Annotated in this window: 12 protein-coding genes; 5 read left to right on the plus strand and 7 right to left on the minus strand. The window is 71.5% G+C overall.

Going from position 1 to position 15,582, the window contains the following annotated elements; genetic code table 11:
* Positions 1 to 122: 122 nt before the first annotated feature.
* The gene (locus tag HMPREF0043_RS06255) at positions 123 to 551 is read right to left on the minus strand and encodes a DUF3040 domain-containing protein (RefSeq protein ID WP_021602123.1); all 429 of its coding nucleotides are present in this window, start codon (positions 549 to 551) and stop codon (positions 123 to 125) included.
* Positions 552 to 578: 27 nt separating this feature from the next.
* On the minus strand, positions 579 to 1,865 hold the full coding sequence (dinB, locus tag HMPREF0043_RS06260; RefSeq protein ID WP_021602124.1) for a DNA polymerase IV: 1,287 nt from the start codon (positions 1,863 to 1,865) through the stop codon (positions 579 to 581).
* 103 nt (positions 1,866 to 1,968) lie between these two features.
* Between dinB and HMPREF0043_RS06265 the strand changes: the two genes are divergently transcribed.
* Complete coding sequence (locus HMPREF0043_RS06265; protein ID WP_021602125.1) at positions 1,969 to 2,832, plus strand: spermidine synthase; 864 nt, start codon at positions 1,969 to 1,971, stop codon at positions 2,830 to 2,832.
* Positions 2,833 to 2,947: 115 nt separating this feature from the next.
* On the opposite strand, the gene HMPREF0043_RS06270 is transcribed toward HMPREF0043_RS06265, so the two are convergent.
* Complete coding sequence (locus HMPREF0043_RS06270) at positions 2,948 to 3,988, minus strand: PAC2 family protein (RefSeq protein ID WP_021602126.1); 1,041 nt, start codon at positions 3,986 to 3,988, stop codon at positions 2,948 to 2,950.
* A gap of 188 nt (positions 3,989 to 4,176) precedes the next feature.
* Here HMPREF0043_RS06270 and HMPREF0043_RS06275 point away from each other — a divergent pair, with 188 nt between their 5' ends.
* The 3 genes from HMPREF0043_RS06275 to HMPREF0043_RS06285 all read left to right on the plus strand — a co-directional run bounded on the left by HMPREF0043_RS06275 (position 4,177) and on the right by HMPREF0043_RS06285 (position 9,984).
* Positions 4,177 to 6,441 carry a HelD family protein gene (locus tag HMPREF0043_RS06275; RefSeq protein WP_021602128.1) on the plus strand — a complete coding sequence of 755 codons (2,265 nt, stop codon included), beginning with the start codon at positions 4,177 to 4,179 and terminating at the stop codon, positions 6,439 to 6,441.
* A gap of 104 nt (positions 6,442 to 6,545) precedes the next feature.
* Positions 6,546 to 7,757 (plus strand): phosphoglycerate dehydrogenase, encoded by a 1,212-nt coding sequence (serA, locus tag HMPREF0043_RS06280; RefSeq protein ID WP_021602129.1) that lies wholly within the window; start codon positions 6,546 to 6,548, stop codon positions 7,755 to 7,757.
* A 40-nt stretch (positions 7,758 to 7,797) separates the two neighbouring features.
* A complete protein-coding gene (locus HMPREF0043_RS06285) occupies positions 7,798 to 9,984 on the plus strand; it encodes a long-chain-fatty-acid--CoA ligase (protein WP_021602130.1) in 2,187 nt (728 codons plus the stop codon).
* Here HMPREF0043_RS06285 and nrdR read toward each other — a convergent pair.
* Positions 9,981 to 10,439 carry a transcriptional regulator NrdR gene (gene nrdR / locus HMPREF0043_RS06290; protein ID WP_021602131.1) on the minus strand — a complete coding sequence of 153 codons (459 nt, stop codon included), beginning with the start codon at positions 10,437 to 10,439 and terminating at the stop codon, positions 9,981 to 9,983. The two genes, HMPREF0043_RS06285 and nrdR, sit on opposite strands and share 4 nt — an antisense overlap.
* A 161-nt stretch (positions 10,440 to 10,600) precedes the next feature.
* Positions 10,601 to 10,924 (minus strand): LysM peptidoglycan-binding domain-containing protein, encoded by a 324-nt coding sequence (locus HMPREF0043_RS11725; protein ID WP_021602132.1) that lies wholly within the window; start codon positions 10,922 to 10,924, stop codon positions 10,601 to 10,603.
* Positions 10,925 to 11,344: 420 nt separating this feature from the next.
* Here HMPREF0043_RS11725 and lexA point away from each other — a divergent pair, with 420 nt between their 5' ends.
* Positions 11,345 to 12,097, plus strand: coding sequence for a transcriptional repressor LexA (gene lexA / locus HMPREF0043_RS06300; RefSeq protein ID WP_021602133.1), 753 nt, complete (start codon positions 11,345 to 11,347; stop codon positions 12,095 to 12,097).
* Positions 12,098 to 12,426: 329 nt separating this feature from the next.
* Here lexA and HMPREF0043_RS06305 read toward each other — a convergent pair whose 3' ends face one another.
* A complete protein-coding gene (locus tag HMPREF0043_RS06305) occupies positions 12,427 to 13,401 on the minus strand; it encodes an L-lactate dehydrogenase (protein ID WP_040318013.1) in 975 nt (324 codons plus the stop codon).
* Positions 13,402 to 13,546: 145 nt separating this feature from the next.
* Positions 13,547 to 15,466 (minus strand): ATP-dependent DNA helicase, encoded by a 1,920-nt coding sequence (locus HMPREF0043_RS06310; protein ID WP_040318009.1) that lies wholly within the window; start codon positions 15,464 to 15,466, stop codon positions 13,547 to 13,549.
* Positions 15,467 to 15,582 lie beyond the last annotated feature (116 nt).

The raw sequence follows: 15,582 nt of genomic DNA on the forward strand, positions 1-15,582 counted from the left end.
GCCAGGCGAAGTCGCGGCGGCGGGCTGCGCGGGCGGAGGGCCCGACAGGGCGGCGGCGCCCAGCCCGCCGCCGGATCGGTCAGGTATTCGTCAAGCGGTCGCGCCCTCGCCGAATTCGGACGCTAGCCGCGCCCGTTCTCGCGGCGGCGGCGCTCCCATTCCTGGGCCTGCCGGCTCATGAACTCGGAGAACCGGCTCGTCGGCCTGCTCGAGGACGCCGGCCCCTGTCGGGGCGGTTCGCCCTTGCGTTTGGCCCTCTGTGCGCCCGGCCGCTCCTGGATCCCCTCGATGACGTACCACGTGCCCGCGAACATGACGACGACGCCGAGCACTCCGATGACGACGAGCTCCGTGGCGACCCCCGCCACCAGCACGCCGACCCCGAGAATCGCGACGAGAAGACCGAGGACGAGATGGCGGACGGACAGCTGCTTGGAGGCCGACACGCCGGGCGAAGCTGGCTTGAGGCTGTCGGCGAAGCCGGGATCCTCATCGGAGAGCTGGGCTTCCAGCTCCTCCAACATCTTCCGTTCGTATTCGGAAAGCGCCATGGTGTCTCCTCGCTGTCGATATCACCGTCAAGAATATCCTGTGGGGCTAGAGCGGGAAAGTCCGCCATGATCCCCCGGCGGCGCATCGGCTGGGAGCCTGCCCGTCCCGCGGCCGACCAGGCTCGCGGGGCCGGCCATTCGCGCGCCGAATTTGGCCACCACCTCGTCGAGGGCGGCTTCGGCCCTGTCCCTGCGGGGATCGGCGTCCAGGGCCAGCTGGACGCCCAGCCGGGGGTCGACGAGCTGTTCGGCGCGCAGCCCCAGGAGCCTGAGACCGGCGTCGCCGATGCGCACCTCGCCCAGGAGCCGTTTCGCGCTCGAGTAGAGATCCCACGCCAAGTCAGTGGGCTGGGCGAGCGTGGCGCTGCGGGAGATGGTGGTGAAGTCGGCGAAGCGGACCTTGATCGACACCGCACGCGCGGCCAGGCGCCGCTTCCTCAGCCTTCGCGCCGTGTCGTGGGCCTGGGCCAGAAGCACGCGCTCCAGCTCCGAGCGTTCGGCCACGTGGACGAAGAAGGTCTCCTCGCGTCCCACGGACTTCTCCTCCCGGCTGACCGTCACCGGACGGGGGTCCACTCCCATCGCCAGCTCGTAGAGATGGGTGCCCATCGCGCGCCCGAGGATCCTCGTCAACCGCGTCCGGCCCATGTCGGCGAGCTCTCCGACCGTGGTGATGCCCCGGGCCTCCAGGCGCTCGCGGGTCCGCTCCCCCACTCCCCACAGCGCCCCCACGGGAAGCCCGTGGAGGAAGGGGAGGGTCGCCTCCGCGGGAACGAGGAGCAGGCCGTCGGGCTTGGCGTGGGCCGAGGCTATCTTGGCCACGTGCTTGGTCTTGGCGATGCCCACCGATGCGGCCACCCCCTCCTGGGCGCGGATGCGGCTGCGCAGCCGCCGCGCGATCTCCACCGGGCCTCCCATGAGCAGCCGCGCGCCCGAGACGTCGAGGAAGGCCTCGTCCACCGAGAGCTGTTCGACGAGCGGCGTGACGTCGCGGAGTATCGACATGATCCGCCGCGACACCTCGCTGTATCTGCCGTAGCGCGGAGGGATCATGACGAGGTGGGGGCAGCGCCGCTTCGCCAGGCCGACCGGCATCGCCGAGTTGACGCCGAATTCCCGCGCCTCGTAGGAGGCGGCCGAGACCACTCCCCTCTCCTGGCCGCCGACCGCGACCGCCCTGCCCCGCAGCTCGGGTCGGTCGAGCAGCTCCACGGAGACGAAGAAGGCGTCCATGTCGACGTGGAGGATGTCGACGCCGGAGTCGTCCTCGCCCCACGATCGCCTCGCGGCGGCGGACCGGGGTGCTCGTGACATGTCTGCCTCCTGGACTCGATTCCGACACCAGCCTACGCTCCCCGTCCGACGTTTCCCCTCCGGCGCTTTTCGCTCCGGCGGCCCGCGAGGCTAGGCTCGTCGGGTGAGCCGCCGCCGAGCACCAGCCCAGCTTCCCGACGAGCCGACGCGGACGTCCTTCGCGACGGCCGAAGTCGTGCGCGACCCGGACCGGCCGTCCCTCGTGCGCCTTCTCCTGGACGGCGTCGAATCCTCGGCCCTGGACCTCGACGATCCGGGGTACCTCGACTTCGAGTACATGCAGCACATCCGCCTCCTCATCGCCGCCCATTGCGCCCGCCCGGGGGATGCGGACGGAACGCCCCGCCGCATGCGCGTCCTCCACCTCGGAGCCGCGGGCTGCGCCCTGCCGCGAGCGCTCGCCGCGACCATGCCGGTGCACCAGCTCGCGGTCGAGCTGGACGCCGAGCTGGCCCGCCTCGTCAGGCAGTGGTTCCCGCTGCCGTCGGCGCCCTGTCTGCGGATCCGGGTGGGCGAGGCGCGCCAAGAGCTGGAGTCCGGGCACGCCGCCTGGCAGGCCGTGGTCCGCGACGCCTTCATGAACCGGGAGGTCCCGGGCCAGCTTCGCACGGTCGAGTCGGCGCGCCGGGTCCACGACGTCCTGGAGCCCGGCGGCCTCTACGCGCTCAACACCGTCGCATCGGCGGGCCTGCGGAGAATCGACGAGGAGTTCGCAGCGCTGACGTCGGTCTTCCAGGACGTCGTCGCCATAGCCGACCCCGCCGTCTTCTCCGGCAGGAGGTTCGGAAACGTCGTCGTCGCCGCTTCGGATCGGCGATTCGACCTCCCGACCGTGGAACGCGAGGTGCGGCGCCTGTCCCTCCCGGCCCGCGTCATGGACCGCGGGACGGTGTCCCGGAGGGCGGCCTCCGTCCGCCCCCTGGAGGACGCCGCCGTTCCCTGGCCGGAGTCGGCCGGGTCGCTCTAGCCGGCCGGCGGCGACGGGCAGCGCACCGTATCCGCGCGCCCGGCACGCGGTCCACGCGGGTCAACTCCCGGCGGGCGCACCGTATCGCCGCCCGGTCCGGCCGGAACGCCGAGCGCTACACCCGTTCGTCCGGCTCGCTGGAATGCTTGCCCCTGCGCCTGCGCATCCACGTGCCGCTCCGGCCCGGCTCGGAGGCCGGGTCCGTCACGTGCCTTTCGAGGCGCTTCTTCAGCCCCTGCGGGTCGAAGGCCTTCTCCTGGCCCTGCCTGCCGGCGTCCGAGGCGCCGGCCAGGAACTGCTCAGCGGCCCTGCCGATCTCCTCCATCGTCGGCACCTTGAGCTCGGGAGCGGGGGCGGTCACGAATCCCGGCGAGGAGCCGCTGGCGTCGTACTCGCGCTCGAAATTGGCGATGATCGTGGCGAGCTCGTCGTTCTGGCGGACCATCGAGGCGAGGTTCGACGCCTCGGCCGCGGCCTCCTGCTCGAGGTCTCCCAGGGGGAAGTGGAGCCCGCTCAGGGACGACATCAACCCGAGCACCCCCGCCGCGCCGGAGGAGAACTGGTGCCCGGCCAGGTACATCGGCACGCGCACGGCAACGTTGGTGTGCGACACGCCCCCGAGCTTGCCGAGGTGGAACTCGACGTAGTCGGCGAAGGAGGCGGGGAACCAGAAGTCGGCTTCCAGGACGACTCGCCCGGGGTCGGGCACCGTCTGCCTGACGACCATGTCGGCCGGCCGGGTGTGGGGGGTCGTCGCCGCGATCGCGGTGAAGGAGTAGGTCCTGGTGACGCCGAAGCGCTCGATGACGTCGAGGATGTCGGCCAGCAGGGCGTCCCATTGGAAGTCGGGCTCGGTTCCGTTCAGATGCAGGAACCGGTGGCCCTCGACGTCGGTGGCGTGGGACAGGACGATCCCGTCGCGCCGCATTCCCACCAGGCGGCCGTTGCGGAAGTTCATGAGGGGGCGCTGGGCCCGGTAGTCGATGAGGGGGTCGGAGTCGAAGCGCGCCGCGACCCCGGTCGCCAGGCCTTTCAGGGACTTGGAGATGAGACTGGTCACCGACCCCGTGTCTGCGGCGGGGTCGACGAGGTTGAACACGAGGTGGTCAACATGTGACACCTCGCCCCCCTCGGTGAAGGATACGAAGTTCGTCATGGGCCCTCCTCTGATTCCCTGCCCCTACTGTGCCACAGCCCTCAACCACGAATCGCCCGCATGTAGCAAGCGATCCCGTGGTGTATCTCTCCCCGTCGTCTTCCCACGTTTACCTCCCTCCGGGACTCGCGTTCGGCTCGCGCGTAACGGATAATTGGATGTCCGCATTTCCACTAGGAGAACACGTGATGGGCGACTCTTCGGCGCGGTCCCGCGCAATCGCCGACGAGCAGCAATTCGTCGACACAGCCTATGCGGCCCTCGACCGTCAACGGGAGGGGTACACACGGCGGCTTCGCGATGTTCGCACGCAGCAGGACCGGGAGAGCCCCGGCGCCCTGTCGGAGAGGGACTCCTTCGCCACCCACTACGAGGACAATCTCATACGGCTGCGCAATGTGGAGAACCGTCTGGTCCTCGGCCGCCTGGACTTCGCCGACGGCGTGCACGAGCACATCGGCCGGATCGGTCTGAAGAACGAGCGGCAGGACATCATCCTCCTCGACTGGCGCGCCCCCCAGGCCGAGGCCTTCTACCAGGCGACGGCCGCCAATCCGGGCGACGTCGTGCGGCGCCGCCACATTCAAACGCGCTTCAGGCAGGTGACCGGGGTCGAGGACGAGCTCCTCGACTCCGAGGCGGCCTCCCGCCTGACCGACCTCAACCTGACCGGGGAGGGCGCCCTCATGGCGGCCATGTCCTCGGCCAGGGAGGGCAAGATGGGCGACATCGTCGCCACGATCCAGGCCGAGCAGGACCGGATCATCCGGGCCGGCACCGACGGGGTGCTCGTCGTCCAGGGCGGCCCGGGGACGGGCAAGACGGCCGTCGCGCTGCACCGGGCGGCCTACCTGCTCTACGCCCAACGCGAACGGCTGTCCCGTTCGGGCGTGCTCATCGTGGGCCCCTCGCCGGTCTTCCTGCGCTACATCGACCGGGTGCTGCCGAGCCTCGGGGAATCGGACATCGTCTCGACGACCGTGGACGGCCTCATGCCCGCGGTGACGGCCGTCGGCCGCGACGCCCCCGCCGTCCGGGCCGTCAAGGGCCGGCTCGTCTGGCGGGCGATAGCCGAACGCGCCGTGCGCACGGCGCTCGAGCCCCGGCTGGACTCGCCGGTCTGCTTCCCCGTCGACGGGACGCAGGTGCGGCTGACGCCCGGGGACGTCGACGCCGCCCAGCGCAAGGCGCGCCAGACGGGGCGCACCCACAACGAGGCGCGCGACACCTACGCGCGGGCGCTCGTCGAGACGCTCGCCGAGCAGATCGCCGCCGCCCAGGAGACCCCCCTGGAGGACTCCAACTGGATCTACGGCGACGTGGCGGCCAGCGTCGACGCCCGGCGGGAGATCAACCTGCGGTGGCTGCCGGCCTCCCCGCAGCAGCTGCTCGAACGGCTCTTCGCCAGGCCGGGGCTCCTGGCCGCGTGCGCCCCCGAGCTGGACGAGGACGAGCGCCGGCTCCTGCGCCGCCCGAAGGGCTCGCCGATGACCGCGGACGACATCCCCATACTCGACGAGCTCGCCGAGCGCCTCGGCCCCTTCCACACGGACTTCGAGAAGCGCCAGCGCGCCGCCGCCCAGGCCCGCAACGCCGAGCTGTCCTCCTACGTCAAGGAGACGATGAGCGCCTTGAACCTCGGCGGGGGGATCGTCAGCGCCGAGACGGTCGCCGAGCGCGTCGGCGAGGCGGGCCCCTCGACGACGCTGGCCGAGCGTGCGGCCGCCGACCGCACGTGGACGTACGGGCACGTCGTCGTCGACGAGGCCCAGGAGCTGACGCCCATGCAGTGGGAGATGCTCATACGCCGGTGCCCCACCCGGTCGATGACGATCGTCGGCGACTTGGACCAGCGGCCCTCCGGCGCCCCGCGCGGGGGCTGGAAAGCGATCCTCGGACGCCTGGGGGGCGACGCCCGTGAGAGGGATCTGACCGTCTCCTACCGGACCCCGGCCCAGATCCTGCGCGCCGCCGAGCGCGCCCTGCGAGCCGCCGGCGTCACCGTGCGCGCCGTCAGGGCGGCGCGCGACGTCCAGGGGTCCCTGACGCTCGAGCGGGCCGAACGCGACCTCGCGGCCCGACTCGTCGAAGCGGCCGACCGATGCCGGAAGTGGATGGACGGCGAATACGGCGAGGGGCTGGGCACCCTGGCGGTCATCGCGCCCGAATCCCTCCTCGACGACGTCTCCCGGCGGGTCGCTGACCATCCCGGGCTGGCGCGGTGGGCCGGCTCCGCCGACTCGACGGCCAGGGTCCACGTCACCGGGGCCGTCGGGTCGAAGGGGCTGGAATACGACGCGGTCGTCCTGGCCGAGCCCGCGGCCGTGCTCGAGGAGGGCCCGGGCAACCTGTACGTGGCGATGACGCGGCCGACGCGCCGCCTGCACGTGGTCCACTCCCGTCCCCTCCCGGAGGGGCTCGACCCCCGGGAGGAGCCCGCCGGGACGCCGTAGGCCGAGGGCCCGGGCCGGGCGGCGAGCCTGCCGCGGCGGCCGGTGTGACCTTCGGCATTCGCGACGACTTTGCTTCGAGGGCGCATCAGGTACACAGTTGTGGAATGGCACGTGCACTGCTGCTGGAATCTCCGCATGAATCCGCCGACGAGGTCTTCGCTCGCGTGGGGATCGACGTCGTCCGGGCCCCCGGCGCCCTCCAGGGGGCGGAGCTCGTCGACGCCTTAAGGGGCGTGGACATCCTCGGGATCCGCTCGAAGACGAGCCTGACACGCGAGGTCCTGGAGGCCAGCGCCCATCTGACCGCGATCGGAGCGTACTGCATCGGCACCAACCAGATCGACCTGGCGACGGCTTCGCGCCTGGGGATCGCTGTCTTCAACGCCCCCTACGCCAACACGCGGTCGGTCGTGGAGCTCGCGATCGCCGAGGCCATCGCCCTGACCCGGCGTCTTCCGGAGAAGAACGCCGCCCTGCAAGCGGGCGTGTGGGCCAAGTCCGCCGAGGGGGCGCACGAGGTCCGGGGCAAGACGTTGGGCATCGTCGGCTACGGGTCGATCGGGACGCAGCTGTCGGTCCTGGCCGAGGCGCTCGGCATGCACGTGATCTTCCACGACGTCGCCGAGCGCCTGGCGATCGGCAACGCCGCCCGCGTGCGCAGCCTGAGCCAGCTCCTGGCCGCATCGGACATCGTCTCGATCCACGTGGACGGCCGACCGTCCAACAAGGGGTTCTTCGGGAAGGACCGCATCGCCGAGATGAAGAGGGGGGCGATCCTCATCAACCTCTCCCGGGGTTCGGTGGTCGACGTCGACGCCCTCCGCGAGCGCCTGGCCGACGGCAGCCTGGGTGGCGCGGCCATCGACGTCTTCCCCCGCGAGCCGGACGCCAACGGCGAGCGCTTCTCCTCGCCTCTGGCCGGCCTGCCCAACGTCATCCTCACGCCGCACATCGGCGGCTCCACCATCGAGGCGCAGGAGTCCATCGGCGCGTTCGTCTCCGACAAGCTCACGTCCTACTGGCGCAAGGGGCTGACGGACATGTCGGTCAACATTCCGTGCATCGACGCCTCCCCGGACTCCACCACCCGCCACCGGGTGGCGTGGATCCACTCGAACACGCCCGGGGCCCTCGCCCTCGTCAACGCCGTCTTCGCCGACGCCGGCGCCAACATCGACGCCCAGACCCTGGCGACCACAGGGGACGTCGGCTACATGGTCACCGACATCTCCTCCCCGCTTCCCTCCTCCGCGCTGACGGAGTTGGAGGCCCTCCCGCACAGCATCCGGATCCGGGTGCTGCACAGGGACTCCTGACCGGATTCGGGCACGCCGAACGAAGCGAAAGGAAACGCACATGGGCGATCGCGCCCCCCAACGTCCGCATTACGCGCCGGGCGTCCCGGCGAGCATCGAGGAGCCGTCGTCGACCCTCGACGGCCTCCTCGCCGAGGCGGCGCGCGACTATCCGCACCGGATCGCCGTGGACTTCCTCGGACGGACCATAACGTACGCGGAGCTCGACCATCAGACCCGCAAGGCGGCCGGGGCGCTCCATCGCGCGGGCGTGCGCGCCGGGGACGTCGTCGCGCTCGTCATGCCCAACTGCCCGCAGCACATCGTGGCCTTCTACGCCTGCCTGACGCTGGGGGCGACGGTCGCCGAGCACAATCCGCTGGCACCGGCCTCGGAGCTGCGCGAGCAGCTGGACCGGCACGGCGCGCGGGTCGCGATCGTGTGGGAGCAGTCCCTGGAACGCCTGACGGCGGACGGAGGCGTCCACGCACGGACCTACCTGTCGGTCGACCTCTCGCGCGAGCTTCCCCACGTCTCGCGGCTTCTGCTCCGCCTGCCGGTGCGCTCGGCGCGCGAACAGCGCGGGCGGCTGCGCGGGCGCGTCCCGCACGGCGTTCTGTCCTTCGACCGCGCCGTCCGCAAGGCCCCCGCCCTGGGCCGCGAGGAGCTGCCCGGCGGGCCGAGCCTCGACGACCTGGCGGTGCTCATCCACACCGGCGGCACGACCGGCGTGCCCAAGGCGGTGGCGCTCACCCACCGGAACCTCGCGTCCAACGCGGCCCAGACCCTGGCCTGGGTGCCGATAGTCAAACGCGGCGCCGAGGTCGAAGCCGGCGTCCTCCCCTTCTTCCACGCGTTCGGCCTGACGACTGTCCTGGTCCTCGGCGTGTCCATCGCCGCGACCATCGTCCTCCTGCCGAGGTTCGACGTCGCCGCGCTCCTCGCCGCCCACAGACGACGGCCCATCACGCTGGTGCCCGGCGTCCCGCCGATGTTCGAACGCATCCTCGAGGCCGCCGAATCGCACGCCAAGCCCGTGGACCTGACATCCATCTGCTTCGCCTTCTCGGGGGCCATGGCGCTCGAGGAGGCGGTCGCCTCCCGCTGGGAGGAGGCGACCGGAGGCTACATCATCGAGGGGTACGGGATGACCGAGGCCAGCCCCATCATCGCCGGCTCCCCCCTGTCGCCCGAACGCCGCCCGTCCACGCTCGGGCTGCCGCTGCCGTCGACCGAGATCCGCCTCGCCGATCCGGAGGACCCCTCCAGGGACGCGGAGGACGTCGGCGAGATCCTCGTGCGCGGCCCGCAGGTCTTCTCCGGCTACTACGGGATGCCCGAGGAGACGGCGGAGGTGCTCGCGGACGGATGGCTGCGCACGGGCGACCTGGGCCGCTGGGACGAAGGCTTCCTCGTCATGGCGGACCGGCGCAAGGAGCTCATCATCAACGGCGGCTTCAACGTCTACCCGTCGCAGGTGGAGGAGGCGATCATGGGGATGCCGGGCGTGCGGGACGTGGCGGTCGTCGGGATGCCGGAGGACAGGGGCGAGTCCGTCGTGGCCGCGCTGGTCCTGGAGCCGGGCGCCATCGTCGACCTGGACGCCGTGCGCCGATGGACGCAGGACAAGCTCTCGCACTACGCCATGCCCCGCTCCATAGCGGTCATGGACGAGCTCCCGCGTTCTCAACTCGGCAAGGTCATGCGCCGCAGCGTCCGCGAGCAGCTGGCGGGCTTCGAGCTCCTGGCGGGCCAGTGGCGGAGGAAGGCGAGCGAGCTCGGCGAGACGACGAGCGAGAATCTGAAGTCGGTGATCGGGAAGTCGACCAGCGCGGTCTCGGGAGCCGTGCGCTCGTCCTCCGACGCGGTCCGGCACGGCGCGGAAGTGGTGACCGGAGCCGCCAGGCACGGAGCCGAGGTGGTCTCCGAAGCCGCGCGGCAGGGTGCCGGAGCCGTCTCCGAAGCCGCGCGCAACGCGACCGAGGCCATCGCGGGGGCGGCGAGGAACGCGGGAGGGGCGATCCAGGGAAGGCTCACATCCACCGGCGAAAGCCTCGTCTCAGCGATGAAGCGAGGGGAGCGGACGCCCTCCGCCGGGGACGGCCGAGCGGAGGGGCCGCCCGCCCTTCCGGAAGCACCTGGCGAGCCGGACGCCCCCGACGTCTCGACGGATCGGGATGCGGCCGAGGGCGAAGACGCCGACGGTTCCGTCCGGGACGGCCGACCTCCCGGTTCCCCGCGGCCCTAGGCTGTGGGCGGGGCGTCGCGGCGCAGCACCGCTATGGCCTCCTCGAAATCCTCGAGGGTCTCGAAGTTCGAGTACACGGAGGCGAACCGCAAGTAGGCGATCGTGTCGAGGCGCCGGAGGGGATCGAGAATGGTCAGGCCGATGTCGTGGGCGTGGATCTGAGAGACGCCGGTGGACCTGATGGACTCCTCGACCTGTTGGGCCAGCAGCGCCAGATCGTCCTCGCCGACGGGGCGCCCCTGGCACGCCTTGCCGACGCCCGCGATGATCTTCTCCCGAGAGAAGGGCTCGATCGCACCCGATCGTTTGACGACCTGGAGGCTCGCGGTCTCGATGGTAGTGAAGCGCCGCGAGCACTGGGGGCACTCGCGGCGGCGGCGAATCGCCTGGGAATCGTCGCTGGCTCGGGAGTCGATGACGCGCGACTCCGGATGTCTGCAGAATGGGCAGCGCATTCCCTAACCCTAAGGTGGCGGGCGTGCGGCGGCAAGCGTTTTCGCGCCCCACCGCTCCGGCGGATCCGGTCGCCACTCCGCCGACATCGCCCGCCCGGCCGGGAGGCCGACCGCGCCTGCGAAGCCGTCTCCTCGCCTGCAGGCCGGCGGGCCCGCGGCGGTCAGTACCTCGGCAATTCGAGAACCTGCCCCGGAGCGACGGCGTGCGACGGCAGACCGTTGAGGGCGGCGATGTCGGCGACCGCCGTCGCGGTGTCCGGCGCCCCCTCGACGCCTTCGGCGATGGACCACAGGGTGTCGCCCGATTGGACGACGACACGCGGGTGAGCGGCCGGATCCGCCGAAGGGGACGGACCCATCAGCGTCCCGACGACGAGGCCCGCGACCGCCAGGGCCACGGCCACCAGCGCGGCGCACGCCCATCGGATCGCGGCGGGAACGGCGCGCGTCCGGCTGCGCCCACCGCGCTCGCAGGCGCCCCGCACGCCCTCACAGCGGACGCTCCCTTTCGGATCCGCACGCCGCGCTCCGCTCCGTGCGAGAGGCGGCGCTGCGGGGACGGCCCGAAGTGCGGGCCGGTCGGCGCTCGAAAAGAAGACTTCCTCCCCGGCGACGTCGAATTCGCCGACGATCAGCCGCCGACCGTGCGATCCAGGGCGTCCGGCGGAACCGAAAACGGCAGCTCTCCCAACGGTTGAGGGCACGGTGCTCATGAGTCCTCCTCGAACGGGCGTTCTTCGAATATGCGTTCCCCATGATACGCGTTTCGAACCTCGGATTCCAGCATCTTTGTTCGATTCGATTACTGAACAAATGTTTGCGCGAGAGGACGCTTCCCACTACCCTTGGGGGAGAGTCGGTCGATGGCCTCCGGAACGTCGGAAGGAGCCAGAGGGGAGGGCTGCATGAGAAAGCGGAAGCCGGATCTGACGAAGCGACAGAAGGAAGTGCTGGCCATCCTGCGCTCCGAGCTGCTCAGGCACCGGTACGCCCCGACCATGCGCGAGATCGCCGCGAAGGCCGGCCTGGCGTCGACGTCGTCGGTCAAGTACCAGCTCGACGAACTGGAGGAGAAGGGCTACGTCAGGCGCGACCCCAGGCGCCCGCGCACGATCCTGCTGACGGAGAAGGGCCTGGAGGGCACGCACCGGACCACGCGCGGCGACTACACGAACGCAGGCCTGCCCCGCGGAGCCCGTGAAGCGGAGGAGGAAGGGGCTGAGGAATCCGAGGCCTCAGTCGCCGACGCCTCCCCGGCACACGGCGGGGAGGCGCACGTCGATCAGTCCGTCGCCGTCCCGCTGGTGGGGCGGATCGCGGCCGGCGCCCCGATCCTCGCCGATCAGCGGATCGACGAGGCCTTCCCGCTGCCCCGTCGCCTGACGGGCGGCGGAGACCTGTTCATGCTCGAGGTCTCAGGCGACTCCATGCTCGAAGCGGCCATCTGCGACGGCGACTGGGTGGTCGTGCGCCGTCAGCGGGTCGCGGAGAACGGCGAGATCGTCGCTGCCATGATCGACGGAGAGGCCACGGTGAAGGTCTTCCGCAAGGAGGGCGGGCACGTCACCCTGCTGCCGCGCAACGAACGCTACTCCCCGATCCCGGCCGACGACGCCGAAATCCTCGGACGGGTGGTCGCCGTCCTCCGCTCCCTGTGAGGGCCCGGAAGGCCCCTCCGACGGCTGGCCCCGGCCCGGCGCCGCTCGGAGCCGGGCCTCCAGGCCGTTTCGGCCGGGGCGCCCCGCACTCAGCTTCCCGCCTCTCCGGCGCCGGCTCGGCCTGGAGGAACAGTCCCGAGCTCAGCCACGCGCGGGCCGCCGCTCATCCGGCGCGCTTCACCGGCATAGCCGCGCACGTCCCAGGCGAGGGCTGCGGGCCCAGCCGGACGCGCGTGGGGCCGTGGCGATGAGCTGCGTGCGGCGTCGACATCGGCCCAGCCGGACGCGCGTGGGGGGCGCCGAGCTCGGCGCCCCCCACGGCGGAATCGTCAGAAGCCGAATTGGCGCGCCACGTCGCGGATCGACTGGGCGGACAGCCTCAGCCCGTCGTATTCGCGCGGAGTGACGACGGGGACGAGCTTGCGTCCGACGCCGTCGCGGGCGACGATCGTGGGAACGGACATGCACACGTCCGAGATGCCGAGCCAGTCCTCCAGCAGCGAGGAGACCGGCATGATGCGGTGTTCGTCGCGGACGATCGAAGCCAGGATCGAGGCGACGGACAGCCCGATGGCGTAGTTCGTCACCCCCTTGCCCTCGATGATCTCGTAGGCCGAGCGCACGACGTCGTGGTGGATGGCCTCGCGCACGGAGTCGTCGAGCATGCGCCCGTCGACGGTCTGCCCCCACTGGAGCAGCGGAACGGCGCCGACCATGGCCGAAGACCACAGAGGGATCTCCGAGTCGCCGTGCTCGCCGGCGATGTACGCGTGGACGTTCTGCGGCGCGACCCCGCAGGCCTGCGCGATCAGGTAGCGCAGGCGGGAGGAGTCGAGGACCGTCCCCGACCCGAAGAAGCGTTCGGACGGCAGACCGGAGATCTTCCACGCCGCGTAGGTGACGACGTCCACCGGGTTGGCGACCATGAGGAAGATCGCGTTCGGCGCCTGCTCGACGGCCTTGGGGACGATCGACTTCATGATGTTGATCGTGGCGCCGGCCAGGTCGAGCCGGGACTGCCCGGGCTTCTGCTTGGCGCCGGCGGTGATGACGACGACATCGGCGTCCTTGATGACGTCGATGTCCGCCGAGCCCTCCACCGTGGAGACGGGCGCGAACTGGACGCCCTGGGCGATGTCGAGCGCTTCGGCCTTGACTTTGGACTCCGCGATGTCGAACATCGCGTAGTGGCGGGCGACGCCCTGAATCATGGATGCGTAGGTGACGGCCGATCCGACCGCGCCTGCGCCGATGACCGCGACTTTGGTTCCGCGCTCGGCTTCCCATTCTCCCGGCTGGGGAATCGACGGCTTCCCGTCCGACTCCGACTCGGGGGTCGTTTCAACGGACTCCTCGGACACTGCTCCTCCTCATCGTGGCTGGCGGGTCCGGTACCCGCCTATAGCATCAAGGATACGGCTTTCGCCAGTCATTCGGGGGTTTTGTGCGCTATTCGTCGGCTTGGGAGAGCCTGGCGAGGGCGCCGCGCACGGTCTGCCCGTCCGTCGTGCGCCACATGGGCGGCAGGGAGGCCAGGAGGAAGGAGCCGTACCTGGCCGTCCGCAGGCGCGAGTCCAGAACGGCCACCACGCCCCGGTCGGTGACCGTGCGCAGCAGGCGTCCGGCTCCCTGGGCGAGCAGCAGCGCCGCGTGCGAAGCCGCCACCCGCATGAACCCGTTGCCTCCTGCGGCCGCGACGGCCTCCGTCCGGGCCTGCGTCAGCGGCTCGTTCGGCCTGGGGAAGGGGATCCGGTCGATGACGACGAGCCGGCACGTGCGGCCCGGGACGTCCACGCCCTGCCACAGTGAGATCGTGCCGAACAGGCAGGCGGCGTCGTCGGCGGCGAACATGCGCACGAGGGTGGGGATCTGGTCGTCTCCCTGGCAGTAGACCGGCAGGTCGGTCCGCTCCCTGACGTACTCGCCGGCCGCCTCAGCCGCCTTCCTGGACGTGAAGAGAGCCAGGGCGCCGCCGCGGCTGGCCTGTATGAGGCCGAGCATCTCGTCGAGGTGTTCGGCGCCGATGCCGTCGCGGCCCGGAGGGGGCAGGTCCGCGGGGACGTAGAGGATCGCCTGCCGGGAGTGGTCGAAGGGCGAGCCGACGTCCAGGCCCCGCCACGGCCCTTGGCTCGGGTAGGAGAAACCGGCCTGAGCGGCGACGTGGTCGAAGCTCCCGCCGATCTTCAAGGTCGCCGAGGTGAGCACGGCCGGACGGCCTTCGAAGAGGGAGTCGGCCAGCGAGGAGGAGACGTCCAGCGGAGCGGCTCGCAGGCGGCTGCGCTCCTCGCGGTCCCGGACGATCCACGGAACCGTCCGGCCCGCCGCCACCGCGTCGGAGAGAAGCCGGTCCACCACGTCGGCCATGGAGTCGACCCGGTTGCGGGCCACGTTCCTGGCCGCCGCGGAGTCCGCGTCCGCCCCGCCGAGCCCGTTCACGTCCTCCCGGGCCTGCTGGAGCTCCCCCAGAAGGAGAAGGAGCGCGTCGGTCAGCTCGCCGGGCAGGCTCGTCAGGCGCCCCTCGCCGAGGGCGTCGAGGACGTCGCCGAGCCCCCGGCCCGCCGTCTCCAGTTCGGTCGCCGCGATCGATTCGCGGCGCAGGAGCCTGACCAGGGAGGACACGTCGGCGTAGGACAGCTCGACGGTCAGCTGGCTGGTCGCCCTGGCGGCCAGTTCGTGCGCCTCGTCGACGACGATCGCGCGCGCCTCGGGAAGGACGGGCGTCGAGGCCGCCTGGAGGCCGAGCATCGAATGGTTGGTCACGACCAGGTCGGCGTCCTCGGCCGCCTGCCGGGCCGAGACGGGGAAGCAGGAGTCGCGCACCGGGCATTTCCTGCCGATGCAGTCCCGCCTGGCGATCGACACCTGGGCCCAGGCCCTGTCGCCGACGCCCGGCACGAGGTCGTCCCGGTCGCCGGTGTCGGTGGACATCGCCCATTCGCGCAGGCGCACGACCTCCTCCCCCGTGGCGCTCGCCCCGTATTCGCCGGCCGCCCGGGACAGGAGCGAGTCCTCCTCGGGGTAGCCGCCGGCGGCCTTCCTCAGGCACACGTAGTTGTTCCAGCCCTTGAGCAAGGCGACGACGGGCAGTCGGCCGCACGCCCGGCGCACCGCCTCGGCGACGCGGGGAGCGTCGTGGTCGACGATCTGCCGTTGGAGCGCGAGGGTGGCGGTGGACACGATCACCCGCGCGCCCTCGTCGACCGCCCACCGCATGGCCGGGACGAGGTACCCCAGGGACTTGCCGGTTCCGGTCCCGGCCTGGACGAGCAGATGCCCCTCCTCGGCCAGGGCTCGGGCCACGGCCCGGACCATCTCCTCCTGGCCCTGTCTGCGGGCTCCGCCCAGGGCGTCGACGACGGCGTCGAGCAGTTCGACGTCCCGGTCGGAGGGATCCTCGCGGCCGTCGGCCGGCCGGGGCGCTCCGCCGTCTGCGCCGACGACGGCCTGCCGGCCGCCTGCATCCCCGCGCGCCGCGCCGTCTGCGC

This window comes from Actinobaculum sp. oral taxon 183 str. F0552 (genome assembly GCF_000466165.1).
In the GTDB taxonomy this organism is placed as follows: domain Bacteria; phylum Actinomycetota; class Actinomycetes; order Actinomycetales; family Actinomycetaceae; genus Peptidiphaga.